The organism is Caulobacter sp. FV1ye13L, from assembly GCF_058681155.1.
On sequence record NZ_CM178732.1, the window covers coordinates 3,240,960 to 3,255,951 of the forward strand.

17 protein-coding genes and 1 pseudogene are annotated in these 14,992 nt (G+C 67.2%); 8 read left to right on the forward strand and 10 right to left on the reverse strand.

Annotated elements, in window-relative coordinates; all coding sequences use genetic code 11:
- Positions 1-108: 108 nt before the first annotated feature.
- Positions 109-1,053 carry a DUF808 domain-containing protein gene (locus tag ACW176_RS15730; RefSeq protein ID WP_492109803.1) on the forward strand — a complete coding sequence of 315 codons (945 nt, stop codon included), beginning with the start codon at positions 109-111 and terminating at the stop codon, positions 1,051-1,053.
- 13 nt (positions 1,054-1,066) lie between these two features.
- On the opposite strand, the gene ACW176_RS15735 is transcribed toward ACW176_RS15730, so the two are convergent.
- The 6 genes from ACW176_RS15735 to tcyJ form a co-directional block, all read right to left on the reverse strand.
- A complete protein-coding gene (locus ACW176_RS15735; protein WP_492109804.1) occupies positions 1,067-1,384 on the reverse strand; it encodes a DUF3892 domain-containing protein in 318 nt (105 codons plus the stop codon).
- Between the two features lie 190 nt (positions 1,385-1,574).
- Positions 1,575-3,650: an ATP-dependent DNA helicase RecG gene (recG, locus tag ACW176_RS15740; RefSeq protein ID WP_492109805.1), complete on the reverse strand. Its 2,076-nt coding sequence runs from the start codon at positions 3,648-3,650 to the stop codon at positions 1,575-1,577.
- Between the two features lie 39 nt (positions 3,651-3,689).
- Positions 3,690-3,992, reverse strand: coding sequence for a hypothetical protein (locus tag ACW176_RS15745; RefSeq protein WP_419317066.1), 303 nt, complete (start codon positions 3,990-3,992; stop codon positions 3,690-3,692).
- Positions 3,993-4,062: 70 nt separating this feature from the next.
- Positions 4,063-4,797, reverse strand: coding sequence for an amino acid ABC transporter ATP-binding protein (locus ACW176_RS15750; protein ID WP_492109806.1), 735 nt, complete (start codon positions 4,795-4,797; stop codon positions 4,063-4,065).
- Entirely contained in the window at positions 4,794-5,453 is a 660-nt protein-coding gene (gene tcyL / locus ACW176_RS15755) for a cystine ABC transporter permease (RefSeq protein WP_419317064.1), read from the reverse strand. The genes ACW176_RS15750 and tcyL overlap by 4 nt, the downstream gene beginning before the upstream one ends.
- A gap of 2 nt (positions 5,454-5,455) precedes the next feature.
- Complete coding sequence (tcyJ, locus tag ACW176_RS15760; RefSeq protein WP_492109807.1) at positions 5,456-6,244, reverse strand: cystine ABC transporter substrate-binding protein; 789 nt, start codon at positions 6,242-6,244, stop codon at positions 5,456-5,458.
- A gap of 166 nt (positions 6,245-6,410) precedes the next feature.
- On the opposite strand from tcyJ, the gene ACW176_RS15765 reads away from it, so the two are divergent.
- Positions 6,411-7,592 carry a M48 family metallopeptidase gene (locus ACW176_RS15765; protein ID WP_492109808.1) on the forward strand — a complete coding sequence of 394 codons (1,182 nt, stop codon included), beginning with the start codon at positions 6,411-6,413 and terminating at the stop codon, positions 7,590-7,592.
- Between the two features lie 130 nt (positions 7,593-7,722).
- Here ACW176_RS15765 and ACW176_RS15770 read toward each other — a convergent pair whose 3' ends face one another.
- Positions 7,723-8,838, reverse strand: coding sequence for a beta-ketoacyl-ACP synthase III (locus ACW176_RS15770; RefSeq protein WP_492109809.1), 1,116 nt, complete (start codon positions 8,836-8,838; stop codon positions 7,723-7,725).
- Positions 8,839-9,077: 239 nt separating this feature from the next.
- Between ACW176_RS15770 and ACW176_RS15775 the strand changes: the two genes are divergently transcribed.
- On the forward strand, positions 9,078-9,608 hold the full coding sequence (locus ACW176_RS15775; protein WP_492109810.1) for a porin family protein: 531 nt from the start codon (positions 9,078-9,080) through the stop codon (positions 9,606-9,608).
- Positions 9,609-10,017: 409 nt separating this feature from the next.
- On the opposite strand, the pseudogene ACW176_RS15780 reads toward ACW176_RS15775, so the two are convergent.
- A pseudogene (locus tag ACW176_RS15780) lies at positions 10,018-10,163 on the reverse strand (hypothetical protein); the annotation flags it as partial.
- Between the two features lie 184 nt (positions 10,164-10,347).
- Here ACW176_RS15780 and ACW176_RS15785 point away from each other — a divergent pair.
- From ACW176_RS15785 to ACW176_RS15795, 3 genes are all read left to right on the forward strand, one after another.
- Positions 10,348-10,740, forward strand: a complete 393-nt coding sequence (locus ACW176_RS15785; RefSeq protein WP_492109811.1) for a hypothetical protein — start codon at positions 10,348-10,350, stop codon at positions 10,738-10,740.
- On the forward strand, positions 10,737-11,636 hold the full coding sequence (locus tag ACW176_RS15790) for a sterol desaturase family protein (RefSeq protein ID WP_492109812.1): 900 nt from the start codon (positions 10,737-10,739) through the stop codon (positions 11,634-11,636). The genes ACW176_RS15785 and ACW176_RS15790 overlap by 4 nt, the downstream gene beginning before the upstream one ends.
- A 102-nt stretch (positions 11,637-11,738) precedes the next feature.
- Positions 11,739-12,032 carry a putative quinol monooxygenase gene (locus ACW176_RS15795; protein ID WP_492109813.1) on the forward strand — a complete coding sequence of 98 codons (294 nt, stop codon included), beginning with the start codon at positions 11,739-11,741 and terminating at the stop codon, positions 12,030-12,032.
- A gap of 10 nt (positions 12,033-12,042) precedes the next feature.
- Here the strand turns inward: ACW176_RS15795 and ACW176_RS15800 are convergent, their stop codons facing one another.
- Together ACW176_RS15800 and ACW176_RS15805 are read right to left on the reverse strand one after the other, a co-directional pair.
- Complete coding sequence (locus ACW176_RS15800) at positions 12,043-13,023, reverse strand: NUDIX hydrolase (protein WP_492109814.1); 981 nt, start codon at positions 13,021-13,023, stop codon at positions 12,043-12,045.
- Positions 13,020-13,664: a YfbR-like 5'-deoxynucleotidase gene (locus ACW176_RS15805; RefSeq protein ID WP_492109815.1), complete on the reverse strand. Its 645-nt coding sequence runs from the start codon at positions 13,662-13,664 to the stop codon at positions 13,020-13,022. The genes ACW176_RS15800 and ACW176_RS15805 overlap by 4 nt, the downstream gene beginning before the upstream one ends.
- A gap of 106 nt (positions 13,665-13,770) precedes the next feature.
- On the opposite strand from ACW176_RS15805, the gene ACW176_RS15810 reads away from it, so the two are divergent.
- Complete coding sequence (locus tag ACW176_RS15810; RefSeq protein WP_419317051.1) at positions 13,771-14,583, forward strand: universal stress protein; 813 nt, start codon at positions 13,771-13,773, stop codon at positions 14,581-14,583.
- A gap of 31 nt (positions 14,584-14,614) precedes the next feature.
- Complete coding sequence (locus tag ACW176_RS15815) at positions 14,615-14,992, forward strand: hypothetical protein (protein WP_419317050.1); 378 nt, start codon at positions 14,615-14,617, stop codon at positions 14,990-14,992.

The following is a 14,992-nucleotide window of genomic DNA, read 5'->3' on the forward strand; positions in this document are numbered from 1 at the left end:
TTCAGACCTCACCCCACGTCAGGCAAGCGATCCTATCATCGACTTTCGGAGCCGATCACCACACCGTGGCGTTCAACTTCTTTCCGCTATCAGAATCGGGCGCCCCCCATGCCTTCCGGCCTTGCCGCACTGCTGGACGATGTCGCTGGCATCACCAAGCTCGCCGCCGCCTCTCTGGACGATGTCACGGGCGCGGCCGGCAAGGCCGGGACCAAGGCGGTCGGTGTCGTGGTGGACGACGCGGCGGTGACGCCCGGCTACGCCATGGGCTTCACGCCCGACCGCGAACTGCCGATCGTCTGGAAGATCGCGGTGGGCTCGTTCAGGAACAAGCTGCTGTTCCTGCTGCCCGGTGCGCTGGCGCTCAGCGCCTTCGCGCCGTGGGCGGTCACGCCGATCCTGATGGTTGGCGGGTCATATCTGGCCTTTGAGGCGACCGAGAAGATCCTGGAGGCGCTGAGCGGTCAACACAGCGCCGACGAGCCCGAGGAACTGGCCCTGAGCGGTCCGGAGCTTGAAGCCCAGAAGGTCAACGGCGCCATCCGCACCGACCTGATCCTGTCGGGCGAGATCATGGCCATCGCCCTGGCCGACGTGGCCGACAAGCCCCTGCTGATCCAGGCCGGCGCCCTGGCCGTGGTCGGCGTGCTGCTGACCATCGCGGTCTATGGCGTGGTCGGGCTGATCGTGAAGATGGACGACATCGGTCTGCACCTGGCCCAGCGCAAGAACGCTGGGGTGCGCGGGTTCGGGCGCGGCCTGGTCAAGGCCATGCCCATCACCATGGAGGCCCTGACCCTTATCGGCACCGCCGCCATGCTGTGGGTCGGGGGCGGCATCATCGTCCATGGCCTGGAGCACTTCCACCTGACCCCGATCCCGGTCTGGGTGGAAGGCTTCTCGCACTGGGCGCATGGCGTTCCCGGCATCGGCGCGGTGACCGGCTGGCTGGCTTTCGCCCTGGGCTCAGCCGTGGTGGGCCTGGTGGTCGGCGGCGTGCTGGCGGGCGTCATGCACCTTTGGCATCACCGCAAAGGCGCGGCGGCCCACTGAGCCGCCTGCGCGATCAGGCGGTCTCGGTCTCGGTCTTGGCCGTTTCGGTCGCCGGGAAGTCGGGAAGCGTCAGCAGGTCGTGCGGCTCGTTGCGGTCGTTGGCGGTCTTCAGATAGCGGCAACCGGTACGGCTGGTCTGGGCCTCGACCTTCACCTCGACATCGTCGCGCATGACGAAGAAGCGCCACTTGCCACTGTCGACCAGCTTGATCGCTTCCTTGATCGTCAGCTTCCAGGGCTTGGCGACGCCGCCGCCGATGTGGGTGATCCGCTCATAGGTGCTGTGACGATCGTTCTGGGCGGCAAAGCTGATTTCGGCGCGTTGAGCCATGGTACCTTCCGGGTGCGCGCAGGGTAAGCGACGGCGCCGGTCAGTTTGCGACTGCGCGCAAAGCCGGGGCGCCAAGAAGGCCATTCTGCTGGTGCAATGAGCGTCGACGGATCAACGCTTTCGTCAGTATAGCAGCTTGACCCGTCTTTGGGGGATCATTCGTCACACGAGGCTCGCGCGCCGCCCCGCTCTACCCTGCGTCGTGCTGTGGCGCGGTCGGTTTCCAGTCGAAAAGTTCCTGAAGTGTGCGCACGGCCTGACCGCGTGGCGAGGTCAAATCCGGGTCGCGGGCCAGGATCAGGCGGGCGTCATCAGCGGCTACGGCGATCAGGTCGCGATGGGCCACGGGGTCGGCCAGCCGATAGGCGGGAAAGCCGCTCTGCTTGAGGCCAAGCGGATCGCCGCCGCCCCGCAGCTCCAGGTCCTTCTCGGCGATCTCAAAGCCGTCGTCGGACTTGCGCAGGATGTCCAGCCGCTGCTGGGCGGTATCCGACAGCGGCAGGTCATACAGCAGCACGCAGGCGCTTTCTCGCGCGCCGCGGCCGACCCGGCCGCGCAGCTGGTGCAGCTGGGCCAGACCGAAGCGTTCGGCCTGTTCGATGACCATGATGCTGGCGTTGGGCACATTGACCCCCACCTCGACCACCGTGGTGGCGACCAGAACCGACACCTTGCCGTCGACGAAGTCGGCCATGACCGCGTCCTTCTCGGCGGCGGGCATCTGGCCATGCACCAGGCCAACAGACGGGCCGATGATCTGGCGCAGGTCGGCGGCGCGGGCTTCGGCGGCCTGCAGGTCGATCTTTTCGGACTCCGAGACCAGCGGGCAGATCCAGAAGGCCTGGGCGCCGCCCTGCGCCGCGCTTTTCAGGCGGGCGACGATCTCGGGCAGACGCGGCATGGGCACCGCGCGGGTCGCCACCGGCGTCCGGCCCGGCGGTTTCTCGTCGATGCGCGAGACGTCCAGGTCGCCGAACACGGTCAACTCCAGGGTGCGCGGGATCGGCGTGGCCGACATGGCCAGAAGATGGACGCCATCCCCCTTGTCCTGCAGTCGGCGGCGTTCGTTGACGCCGAAGCGATGCTGCTCGTCGATGATCGACAGACCCAGGTTTTTGAACACCACGTCGTTCTGGAACAGGGCGTGGGTGCCGATGGCCACAGCGTGCGCGCCGCTGGCCAGACCCGCCAGCTTGCTGGCGCGGCCCGCCCCCTTGTCGCGCCCGGTCAGCAGGATCACCGACAGGCCCAGCGCCGTCATGGCCGGGGCTATGGTCTCATAGTGCTGGCGGGCCAGGATCTCGGTGGGGGCCATGAACGCCGACTGCAGGCCCGCGCCGGCCGCGTCGGCGATGGCCAGCATGCCGACCACCGTCTTGCCCGAGCCGACATCGCCCTGCAGCAGCCGGCTCATCCGCTCGCCGGACGCCAGATCGCCCCTGACCTCGGAGAGCGCGCGGATCTGGGCGCCGGTCAGCCGGAAGGGCAGGGCCTTTTCGGCGTCGGCGGCCAGGGGGCTGGGGCCGATGCGCGGGGCCGGCTGGGCGCGGCGCGAGGCCTTGCGCTGGGCCAGGGCCAGCTGGTGGGCCAGCAGTTCGTCATAGGCCAGGCGCCGGCGGTGCGGCGACAGCAGGTGGATATCGGCTTCGCCGGCGGGGTTGTGGGCTGCGGCGAAGGCCGCGCGCCAAGACGGCAGGCCTTCGCGGTTTTGCCAGGCGGGGTCCAGCCATTCCGGCAGGTCGGCGGCGCGGCTCAGGGCCTCCAGGGCGAAGCGGCGGAAGGTGCGCGAGGGCAGGCCGGCGGTGGCGGGATAGACGGGCTCGAAGTCGGGAATCTCGCCGGCGCGGTCTTCGGGCAGCAGATATTCGGGATGGGCGACCTGGATCTCGGAGCCGAACCGCTCGACCTTGCCGCTGACCGCGCGACGCGACCCGGGGGGGTGCTGGCGCTCCAGGTGCGGGCCGTGGCCCTTGAACCAGGTCAGGGTCAGGAAGCCGGTCTCGTCCCAGGCGCGGATCTTCCACGGCTGGCCCAGGCGGCCGGGCGACTGGTGGGCGTCGATGCTGACGATGAAGGTCTGGACCTGGCCGTCTATGGCCCGGTCCACCGTGGTGGCGGTGCGGCGGATGACGCTGGTGGGGACGGTGAACAGCACGTCGCGGACGATCGAGCCGGCGATCTTCTCGACCAGAGGCGCGACGCGCGGCCCCACGCCTTTCAGCGTGGAGACCGGCGTAAACAGCGGAAAGAGAATCTCGGGTCGCATCGGCGCGACAATAACGAAGCCGACGCCAGTTGGGGACGTTTACGCGTCGCGGTTCATCACGGGATCAAGCGCCGTGACGAGATCGGTATGCTCCTCGGCGCGCGATGCGCCCGAGACGTTCAGGCGCGTGTACAGGGCCGACGCGCCATGGCGGGTCTGAGCCTCCGGCCAGCGCGCGGTGGCGCCGATCAGGTTGTTGGTCTCGCCGGCGAACAGCACGGCGCCCTTGGCGTCGATATAGACGAAATTGCCAGCGATGGTCGTCCGGGGATCAGCGTCCTCGGCCAGCTTGTAGCGGTAGACGGCGCCGGAAGCGCCTTTCAGTTCGATATAGAGTTTCACAGGACCTCGCCTCAACAGCACGCGGCGTTGGCGGCGATGTGGTGGGGGGCGCCCTTGGCCAAAATAAGGCTCAGGGCGTCGTCACTTTGCCGAGGAATCGTCGCGTGCGCTCTTCCTTAGGCGCTCCGAACAGCTCGCGCGAGGGGGCCTGTTCGACGATGACGCCGCTATCCATGAAGATCGTGCGGTCGGCGACGTCGCGGGCGAAGTCCATCTGGTGCGTGACGATCAACATTGTTCGCCGTTCCACGGCCAGTTCACGGATGACCGAAAGCACCTCGCCGACCAGTTCCGGGTCCAGGGCCGAGGTCGGCTCGTCGAACAGAATGACCTCCGGATCCATGGCCAGGGCCCGAGCAATGGCGCAGCGCTGCTGTTGGCCGCCGGACAGTTCGCCGGGATAGGCGTCGAGCCGCGCGCCCAGTCCGACCTTCTCCAGCAGAGCCCGCGCACGGGCCTCGGCGGCGGGCCGGGCCTCGCCGCGCACCACGATCGGGCCTTCGGCGACGTTCTGCAGGGCGGTGCGATGCGGGAACAGGTTGAAACTCTGAAAGACGAAGCCCACCCGGCCCTTCAGGGCGCGGGCCAGGGGCGCGCGGGGCGCGGCCTCGACGCCGGCGATCTTCAGCGAGCCGCCGTCCAGCAACTCCAGACCGGCCATGCAGCGCAGCAGGGTGGATTTGCCCGAGCCGCTGGGGCCGATGATGGCCACGACCTCGCCGGTGGCGACTTCGATATCGACGCCGTTCAGCACGGTGGTCCCGTCGAAGCGCTTGATCAGGCCCCTGGCGGAAACGGCGCTCATCGGCGGCCCTCCGCGGCGCGGCGTTCCAGCACGCCCTGTCCGGCGGCCAGCAGGGTCGAGACGATCCAGTAGATCGCGGCGGCGGCCAGATACATCGTGAAGATCTCGAAGGTGCGGGCCGTGATCAGCTGGGTCTGGCGGAACAGCTCGGGCACCTGGATCGTGGCGGCCAGCGAGGTGTCCTTGACCAGGCTGATGAAGCTGTTGGACAGCGGCGCGACGGCGGTGCGGGCGGCCTGGGGCAGGATCACCCGGCGCAGGGCCTGGCCCCGGCTCATGCCCAGCACGGTGGCGGCCTCCCATTGGCCGCGATCGACATTGGCGATGGCGCTGCGCAGGATTTCGCAGGCATAGGCGGCGATGTTCAGCGAGAAACCGATGCCGGCCGCGACCAGCGGCGGCAGCTCGATCCCGAACTGCGGCAGGCCGTAATAGATCAGGAACAGCTGCACCAGCAGCGGCGTGCCGCGAATGGCCGAGACATAGACGGCTGCGGGCCACCGCAGCAGCGGCGAGCGCGACAGCCGCATCAGGGCCAGCCCAAAGCCCAGCACAAGCCCCAGACTCATGCCGATCAGGCTGAGCGCCACGGTGTAGCCCGCGCCCTTCAGCAGCAGCGGCGCCGACTGGGTCAGAAGGTCGAGGGTGGCGTCCATGCCTATTGGGTCACGTCCGCGCCGAACCAGGTCCGCGAGATCGCTGCCATCCGGCCGTCGGCGCGCATGGCCGCGATGGCCTGATCGACCATCACCTTCATGGCCGGATCCTTCAGCATGGCCACGCCCTGGTTCTGCGGTGCGAAGGCCGGGCCGGCGGCGATGAACTCCGGCGAGTTCTTGACGAAGTCGGCGGCCACCAGCCGGTCGTTGAGCACCGCGTCGATGCGGCCGGCCTTGAGGTCCTGATACTTGGTCGGATCGTCGTCATAGGTGCGGATGTCGGCGGTCGGGACATTGGCCCGCGCCCAGCTCTCGTAACTGGTGCCCAGACCCACGCCGACCTTCTTGCCGGCCAGTTCGGCGGGCGAGTAGGGGCCCGCCTTGCCCCTGAGTACGATGATCTGGATGCCCGACACCGTATAGGGCTGGGAGAAATCATACTTGGCCGCGCGCTCGGGCGTGATGGTGATCTGGTTGATCACCACGTCGATGCGCCGCGATTCCAGCGCGCCCAGCAGGCCGGCGAAGGGCGAGGGGCTGAACACCGGCTTGACGCCCATCTGGGCGGCCAGGGCCTTGGCGAAATCGACGTCGAACCCGGCCAACTGGCCGTCCTTGTCCTGGAAGTTGAACGGCGGGTAGGTGCCTTCCAGCCCGATGCGCAGGGTCTTGCTGGCCGCGACCCGCTGTGCCGTGGTCTGGGCGGCCTCCTTGGCGTTGTCGCCGCAGCCGGCCAGGGTCAGCGCGCCGGCGCCCAGGAGAATGTTTCGACGGTCGTGGAATCGCATGGAGGCCTCGAAAATCGGTGAGCGACTCCAGTTCTATACGCCGGCGCGTCCTTCGCCAGAGGCAAGCGCGACCGGCGAACGCTTCCCCCCGTCTGACGTGGAATTAAGCTGACGCCTGCTGCGGAGTCTGCCCTTCTCCGGCTCACGAACGTCAAGGGGAGGGGCAATGACCCAGCAATTCGATGCGGCCGCCGCTACGGCCGCCTATCTGGCGCAGCTGTCGCCGGCGGCCCACGCCAAGGCGCAGGCCTATACCCAGGGCGGCCACTGGCTGCTGCTGTGGGGTTTCCTGATTTCGGTGCTCACGGCCTGGTTGATCATCCGCTCGGGCGTTCTGGTCAAGGTGCGAACCGGGCTGGAACGTCGCCGCCCGCGCCCGATCGTGGCCAGTTTCGGGGTTGGGGTGGTCTATCTGCTGGTCGACTGGGTCCTCGGCCTGCCCTGGTCGGTCTATTCCAACTGGTGGCGCGAAAAATCGTACGGCATGACCAGCCAGGCCTTCACCGGCTGGCTGGGCGAGGGGGTGATGTCGATGGCCATCTCGGCTGTCGTCACGGGCCTGTTCTTCGTGGCCCTTTACGCCCTGATCCGCAGGGCGCGCCGCCTGTGGTGGCTGTGGGCGGGCGGCCTGACCGCCGGCTTCATGGTCCTGGGCATGCTGGTCGCCCCGATCTATATCGAGCCGCTGTTCAACACTTACACGCCGGCCCCTGCCGGTCAGGTGCGCGACGCCGTGGTCCAGATGGCCAGGGCCAACGGCGTGCCGTCCGACAAGATCTTCATCTATGACGGCTCCAAGCAGTCCAACGCCTATACGGCCAATGTCTCGGGCCTGTTCGGCTCGGCGCGGATCGCCATGAGCGACACCATGTTCAAGAAGGGCGCGGACCTGGCCGAGGTGCGCGGCGTCGTCGGCCACGAGATGGGCCACTACGCCCGCGGCCACTCCCTCTGGATCACCGGCATCTTCAGTTTGCTAGCGATTCTGGCCTTCTTCGTCGTCGATCGCCTGTTTGTTTCCACCCAGCGGCTGCTGGGCGCCGGCGGGGTAATGGGCATCGCCGATCCTGCCGGCCTGCCGGTGCTGGCCGTGATCCTGGCGGTGCTGGGCCTGCTGGGCGGACCGGTCGCCAATACGGTGATCCGGGAGATCGAGACCGACGCCGACCGCTACAGCCTCGAGCATGTGGGCGAGCCCGATGGCCTGGCCAAGGCCCTGGTCAAGACCATCGAGTACCGAGCCGCCACGCCCGGCAAGCTGGAGGAGGCGCTGTTCTATGATCACCCGGCCGTGGGCGTTCGCGTCCGCCGGGCGATGGACTGGAAGGCGGCGCATCCGGCCAAATAACACTTGTCATCCCGGCCGCAGCGAAGCGGAGCGCCGGGACCCAGGGGCAGCCACGTTGCGCCGGCCCCTGGGTCCCGGACAGCCTCTGCGAGGCTTCCGGGATGACAAGGTTATGTTGGTTTGAGAGCGCCTACCGCTTCCGCACGAACACTGTTCCCGCCGAATAGCCCGCGCCGAAGCTGCAGATCAGACCCGTCTCACCCGCCGCGAAGTCATCACTGGCCATGTGGAAGGCGATGATCGAGCCGGCCGAGCTGGTGTTGGCGTAGGTGTCCAGGATGATGACGTTCTCGCCGGGGGCGGGATCGCGGCCCAGCACCTTGCGGCCGATCATCTCGTTCATGTTGATATTGGCCTGGTGCAGCCACAGGCGCTTGAGCGCCTGCGGGTCCACGCCGATATCGGCGGCGTGCTGCAGGATCATCTCGCTGACCATCGGCACCACCTCGCGGAACACCTTGCGGCCCTCCTGCACGAACAGCTTGTCGCGGGCCCCTTCGCCTTCCGGCGCGGCGCGGTTGAGGAAGCCGAAATTGTTGCGGATGTTGTTGGAGAACACCGTCTTCAGGCGCGTGCCCAGGATCTCCCAGCCGCCCTTGGCCTGCTCGGCGTCCTCGATGATCACGGCGGTGGCCACGTCGCCGAAGATGAAGTGGCTGTCGCGATCCTTGAAGTTCAGGTGGCCCGAGCAGATTTCGGGATTGACCATCAGCACGGCCTTGGCGCTGCCGGTGGCGATGAAGTCGGCGGCGGTCTTGATGCCGAAGGTGGCCGACGAGCAGGCCACGTTCATGTCAAAGGCGAAGCCTTCGATGCCCAGGGCCTGCTGCACCTCGATGGCCATGGCCGGATAGGCGCGCTGCATGTTCGAGGCGGCGCAGATCACCGCGCCGATCTCGCTGACCGGCTTGCCCCAGGCGGTGATCGCCTGCTTGGCGGCTTCCACGGCCATTTCGGCCAGGATCGAGATCTCGTCATTGCCGCGCTCGGGCAGGACGGGACGCATCAGGTCCGGGTCAATGATGCCGGCCTTGTTCATCACGAAGCGCGACTTGATGCCGGACGCCTTCTCGATGAATTCGGGCGAAGAGGGGGCCAGGGCCACCACCTCGCCGGCCGCGATGGCGTCGGCATTGGCGGTGTTGAAGCGCTCTACGAAGGCGTTGAAGGCCTCAACCAGTTCGGTGTTCGAAATGCTGAACGGCGGCGTGTACAGCCCCGTGGCGGCGATGACGGCGTGATGCAAGCGACTGGTCCCGATGATGCGCGCGGGCCTCTGCGGGCTCGCGATCTTCTGCTTATGGCAGCGTTGATATCATGGATGACGGTCCCGTCACCCATGACGTGACCTTTGGGCCCCGTTGCCACGCTGACACGCAATGACCTCAAAGGTGACCGTGATCGGCCCCATGCCGGCCGTGTTCCAGCGATAGATTGAGCGTCGCTGAGGGGGCTGAAGACTGACTATCAGTAGGAGTAACAACCATGAAAGCTCTCATCGCCGCGACGCTTGTCGCTGCTTCGGTCGCCGCTATCCCCGCCCTGTCGCACGCGCAGGTCTCGCCTGAATATTATGGCTCGGCCGGCTATGGCGCGATGCGCACCGACGGCGCCGATATCGGCGTTCTCCAGGGGCGCCTCGGCGCCAGGCTCACCCCCCACTTTGGCGTCGAAGGTGAGGTCGGCGTCGGCGTGACCGACGACAAGACCTATGTGGCCGGCGCCCCGGTGACCGTCGAACTGAAGCATCAGGCGGCCGCCTACGCCGTGGGGTATCTGCCGGTGACGCCCAAGATCGATCTTCTGGCCCGGGCCGGCTACGGCACGACCAAGCTCAAGAGCTCGGTCGCGGGCCTGTCGTCCAGCGAATCGCAGGACAGCTGGAACTACGGCGTCGGCGCCCAGTACAAGCTCGACGACAAGAACGGCCTTCGCGCCGACTGGACCAAGTCGGAGTTCACCAACTCCAAGGCGGAGGCCGACACCCTGGCGGTGTCCTACGTGCGCAAGTTCTAGGGCGTTTTGTCCCGGGCCCTCGGGCCCGGGACGGCCTCTGTCCTCTCATTGGCACGGGGATAGACGCACCAAGTCCTCCCCCTGAAGGGGGAGGCGGCCGGAGGCCGGTGGGGGAACACCGCCTTGATTCAGCAGGACTTCCCCCTCCGTCGGCTTCGCCGACACCTCCCCCTCTGGGGGGAGGACTTGTACGGGCGTCCAGACAATCGACGCAGCCCCCCAAAAATCTCCCGTATTCTTGTCCCACCTCGTCGCGAGGAAAGGGCGCAAGGCCAGCGACCATTGCGGCGGCGGGGGGTGATCGAGCGGGACTGGGGTTGAGGGGGATACTCGACCGGTCCGGGGATCCCGGCGTTGCGGGACCCGCCCGCCGTGGGCGTGGATGAGGGCAGACGGGTGTGTTCATTAGTCATTTGCTTGGCTCGCCCGCCTCGACCGCCGGCTTCTTGCGGAAACGCGAGAGACCGGCTCCCGGTAAGGCCTGAACAGGGCCACCTGACGGGACGCTGATGGATAACGACCACGCGGGGCGGACGGCTTCGTCGAAACGGTATTTTCTATCTCTCATCCGGACGTGGTCCGGACGCTCCGCGACCCTTTCCACCAACTCGGCGGTTTCCGCGCGAGGTCGCGACGTCGTGTCCGGGCGCCCGAACGACCAGATCACTTGACGGCGATCACCTAGGGCCCGACGTTGTCGGAAAAATACGGGGAGGGCGGCGTCAGCTTGGACAAGGCGATGCTGATACAGCTTATCGGTTCGGCGATCGCGATCAGCGTGCTCGTCGGCATAGCGGCCTTGGCGGGCATCCCCCGGCCGACGCCTGCGCTCGACGCGGCGGGCCTCACCGCGCTGCTGGCCCAGGAATTTCCCGACCGTCACCCCACCGCCACCTGGATCTCGGCCGACGGCTGTGGCGCCCTGGCGCGGGATGGCGACACGGTGCTGGTCCTGTGGAAGCGGGGCGACGGCTATGTCGCCCGCGACCTGGCCTGGCCCGTCGTGGCCGCAGCGAAGTCGAAGAATGGCCGGTTGGTCCTGAAGACCGGCGACGCCGCGCCGGTGCTGGCGGTCGCCGATAATGTCTGGCCACCCCAGACCCTGGTCGCCCAGAAGGAATATGTTGCATGAAGGCGCAGTTCGATCCCGTCCAGATGGCGATCCCGTTCTTCATCCTGGCGATCATCCTCGAGATTGTTCTGGCCCGGATGGGCAAGGCCAGGGCCAATTACGAAACCCGTGACACGGCCATGTCGCTGTCCATGGGTCTGGGCAGCACGATCGCCGGCTTGCTGACCGGCGGGCTGATCATCGCCGCCACGATCTGGGTGTATCACCACCGGATTTTCACCATCCCGATGACGGCGGTCTGGGCCTGGGTGATCCTCTTCTTCGCCGAGGACTTCACCTACTACTGGTTCCACCGCATCTCCCATGAGCGGCGGTTCTGGTGGGCCAGCCACGTCAATCACCACACCTCGACCCACTACAACCTGTCGACCGCCCTGCGGCAGACCTGGACGGGCGGGGTGGCCGGGACCTGGCTGCTATGGCTTCCGCTGGTGTTCCTGGGCTTCCCACCCGCCATGGTGGCGATCCAGAAGGGCATCAGCCTCGTCTACCAGTTCTGGATCCACACAGAGGCGGTTCGGCGCATGCCGCGCTGGTTCGAGGCCGTGTTCAACACGCCCTCGCATCACCGGGTGCACCACGCCCGCAACGCCCGCTATCTGGACGCCAACTATGCCGGCATCCTGATCATCTGGGACCGGATGTTCGGCACCTTCATCCCCGAGGTCGACGAAGAGGCCTGCCGTTATGGCACGGTCAAGAACCTGGGTAATTTCAACCTGTTGCACAATGTGTTCCACGAGTGGATCGGCATCGGGCGCGACCTGTTGGGGGCCAAGTCCCCGCGTGAGGCCTGGGGCTATCTGTTCGGCCCGCCCGGCTGGAGCCCTGACGGCTCGCGCGAAACCTCTCATACGCTGAAAGCCAAATGGCGAGCGCGGATAGAGTCTGAATAGCGGGCCTGTTCCTCCAGAATTAAGGCCATTGTCGGCTTAATCGACCGTCTGCTAGAGGGTGTGACTTCAAGATTAATCGATGAACTGATCCAGGAGCTGTATGTGATTGTTATTCTTGGTTCAGTGGATGTTCGGCCCGACAGTCTGGAGTCGGCGTTGAAACTGGCGCTCGAGCATTGTGCGCGGTCACGCGAAGAGCCCGGTTGCGTCTCTCACGACTGCTTTCAGGCCGTCGGGCGGCCCAACATCCTGCAGTTTGTCGAGGTCTGGTCAGACATGACGGTTCTGCGGGCCCACTTCGCACTGGCGGATTCAAAACAGTTCGCGGCGGAAATCGGCAAGCTGGCCGGCTCGCCGCCCACCATGCGCATCCTGAAAGCCGAGGAACTGGGCTGAGCTTAGCCGGCTAGTCGCGCAGCAGCGGCAGGCTGAGCCCGCTGGCGGGGCGCGCCGTCAGCATCTCGCGGCGGAAGCGGAACAGTTCGGCCGGACGCCCGCCGGTCTCGGCGTCCAGGCGCCCCAGGCCTTCGACCAGTTCCTCGCGCTCGACCACGCGGCGGAAGTTCTGCTTGTGCAGCGGGACCCCTGCGATGGCCTCGACGGTGCGCTGCAGGGTCGAGAGGGTGAACTCTTCGGGGGTCAGTTCGAACACCACGGGCCGATACTTGATCTTGCCCCGCAGCCGCGACAGGCCGGTGGCCAGGATGCGGCGGTGATCAGAGATCATCGGTTCGCCCAGGGCCGCCGACAGGGCGGCGGGTTCGGCCGGATCGTCGCCGTCGGCCCGGGCCTGGTCGCGGGCGGCCTCGGGGGCCAAGCCGGCTTCGTAGAGCAGCTCGTAGCGCTCCAGAACCCGTTCCTCGTTCCATGGCGCGCCATCCAGGGCGAAGGCCAGGCGGGCGCGGGACCACTTGCCCGCGTCATCGGCCGCCCAGCGCTTCAGGGCCGGGGCCAGCACGGCGTCCAGCAGGGCGGGCCGGCCCTGCCGCCAGTCCTCCCAGGGGAAGAACCGCGACCACGGGGCCCAGACGGTGTCGGGGGCGTCGGTGTCGATGGCGTCGGGCGTCAGGCCCAGATAGCCGACCGAGACGACCCGCGCCGCGCCGGCCCCGACCTCGGCCCGGGGGGCGTCGCGGCCCTTGTCGCCAAAGGTGTAGAGCTGCTCGACATAGCCCAGCTGGAACCGGGTCTGCTCGGTGACGAAGGCCCGCAGGCCCAGCTCGAAGGTGCGGTGCCCCTCCGGGTCGAACGGGCCGAACGGCAGACCGGGCAGGGGAGAGGCGATATCGGTGACAGCGTCATGCGGCCGAACGGTCAGCACCACGGCCTCGCCATCGCGGATGGCGACGACGACGGCCGAAAGCCCGATGACGACGGACGCTGTCATTCGGTCTCGAACGCGGTGTTGGGCGCGGATTCGAAACCAGCGGCCCGCGACAGCACATGGAACCGCTGAACATAGTGGGCCTGGGCCTCGAACGGCGGCTGCGGCTTGATAAGCAGCTCGTAGCCGGCCGGCGGCGTGCCGAAGATGGCCAGCGATTCGGCGTGCTCGAACCCGGCCAACTGGGTGGCCTCGAAGAAGGCGCAGGCCCGGTCGGCCTGCTTGAGCAGCTTCTTGATGGCGGGCGGCGTCTTGACCGGCAGACCAAAGCGGATGTGGATGGCGTCTTCCAGCCGGGCCTCGAAATCCTTGTAGCTGACGCCCAGGGCGGCCTTGAACGGGCTGATCATGTCGCCGATCACATATTCGGAGGCGTCATGCAGCAGGGCCGCAAGTCGCCACTTCGGCTCAAGGTCGGGCTTGATGTGGGCGGCGATCTCCTCGACCACCAGGCTATGCTGGGCGACAGAAAAGCCATGCTCGCCAATAGTCTGGCCATTCCAGCGGGCCACCCGGGCCAGGCCGTGGGCGATGTCCTCGATCTCGATATCCATCGGCGACGGGTCGAGCAGATCCAGCCTCCGGCCGGAGAGCATTCTCTGCCAAGCGCGGGGCGCCGCACCCCTATGCAGCCCTTTGGCCACGAGATCGTTCCTTACGGTGAAGGTGGACTGACTGACCCATCGGTTGACAAAGATCAATGATGGGTACGGCCTCACCTGTGGAAATGCGCTCCAAAGGAGTTCGATCATGAGTTGGGCAAGAATTATGGCTCCTCTTGCAGGAGCGCAGGCTGACCGGGATCTCCTGGCGTCGGCGGCCACCCTGGCAAAGGCGTTCGAGGCGGAGCTGGCCTGTGTGCACGCTCCGGCGGACATCGCCGACCTGATGCCCTGGATGGGCGAAGGCTTCATGGGCGGGGTGCAGGTCACCGCGCTGGAAAGCCTGAAGGAAGCCGCCGTGGAAGGCGCCCGCGCCGTCGGGGCCCTGGCGGCCGAGATCGGCTATTCGCGAACCCGCGTCATCAGCCTGGAATCGCCCGTCTGGGCGGGCCTGGCCATGGAAGGCCGCCTCTCGGACGTCATCGTTTTCGACAGCGCCTCGGCGCGCGGCAAGGGGCCCCTGGCCGAAGCCTTCCAGCAACTGGTCGCCGACGAGCAGCGCCCGATCATCGTCGCCCGTCCCGGCCTGAAGGTCGGCGGCGTCGCCGTGGTCGCCTGGGACGGCGGCAAGGAAGCCAGCCGGGCGATGCGCACCGCACTGCCGCTGCTACAGAAGGCCTCGTCGGTGATCGTCGCCGGCGCTCCGGCTGCATCCTCGCGCAATTTCGACCTTGCGCGGCTGGTCGAGTTTCTCAGCGCTCGCGGCGTGACCGCGACGAGCCAGACCCTGCAGGGAACCGGCGACGCTGCCGGGCTGTTGCTGGGGACGGCCCGCGAGGCCGGCGCCGATTTTCTGGTCGCCGGAGCCTTCGGGCACCCGCGTCTGCAGGAGTTCATCTTCGGCGGCACGACCCGCAGCCTCCTGAACAGCGATGGTCCCTCGCTGTTCCTGTCGCACTAACCTGTCTGTCATTTCTTCAAGGGAGGCTTAAATGTCCCTGTCTCGCATCGTGATGCGCCTTGCCCGCAATCCTGGCACCGAGTTCGCCGGCGGCGACGATCATCGCGGCTACGCCCTGACCGCGCCCCTGACCGCCGACGGTCATCTTGACGAGGCGGCCTACGCCAAGAGCAAGGCGGCCTGCAGCGTCCGCCGTTTCGCGCCCGACGAGGACGCCGTGGATGGCCTGCTGGCGCGCAAGGGAGCGCGCTGGTTCTTCGACTACGACAATTCCGACAGCGCCGATGACGAGCCGGTCCATCGGCTGGGCGAGCACAGGTTCGCCCTGGGCGAATATGTCACCGTGACCGACGAGGATGGCCGGCCCTTGACCTACAAGGTGATGGAGGTTGTTCCGGTCCCGGCCTGA

Bases quoted from the DNA above. Each gene is read 5' to 3' on its own strand.
- ACW176_RS15790 (WP_492109812.1), top strand. From the start codon at position 10,737: ATGAAGGCGCAGTTCGATCCCGTCCAGATGGCGATCCCGTTCTTCATC.
- ACW176_RS15800 (WP_492109814.1), bottom strand. From the start codon at position 13,023: ATGACAGCGTCCGTCGTCATCGGGCTTTCGGCCGTCGTCGTCGCCATC.
- tcyL (WP_419317064.1), bottom strand. From the start codon at position 5,453: ATGGACGCCACCCTCGACCTTCTGACCCAGTCGGCGCCGCTGCTGCTG.
- ACW176_RS15815 (WP_419317050.1), top strand. From the start codon at position 14,615: ATGTCCCTGTCTCGCATCGTGATGCGCCTTGCCCGCAATCCTGGCACC.
- ACW176_RS15750 (WP_492109806.1), bottom strand. From the start codon at position 4,797: ATGAGCGCCGTTTCCGCCAGGGGCCTGATCAAGCGCTTCGACGGGACC.
- ACW176_RS15735 (WP_492109804.1), bottom strand. From the start codon at position 1,384: ATGGCTCAACGCGCCGAAATCAGCTTTGCCGCCCAGAACGATCGTCAC.
- ACW176_RS15765 (WP_492109808.1), top strand. From the start codon at position 6,411: ATGACCCAGCAATTCGATGCGGCCGCCGCTACGGCCGCCTATCTGGCG.
- tcyJ (WP_492109807.1), bottom strand. From the start codon at position 6,244: ATGCGATTCCACGACCGTCGAAACATTCTCCTGGGCGCCGGCGCGCTG.
- ACW176_RS15730 (WP_492109803.1), top strand. From the start codon at position 109: ATGCCTTCCGGCCTTGCCGCACTGCTGGACGATGTCGCTGGCATCACC.
- recG (WP_492109805.1), bottom strand. From the start codon at position 3,650: ATGCGACCCGAGATTCTCTTTCCGCTGTTTACGCCGGTCTCCACGCTG.
- ACW176_RS15775 (WP_492109810.1), top strand. From the start codon at position 9,078: ATGAAAGCTCTCATCGCCGCGACGCTTGTCGCTGCTTCGGTCGCCGCT.
- ACW176_RS15785 (WP_492109811.1), top strand. From the start codon at position 10,348: ATGCTGATACAGCTTATCGGTTCGGCGATCGCGATCAGCGTGCTCGTC.
- ACW176_RS15810 (WP_419317051.1), top strand. From the start codon at position 13,771: ATGAGTTGGGCAAGAATTATGGCTCCTCTTGCAGGAGCGCAGGCTGAC.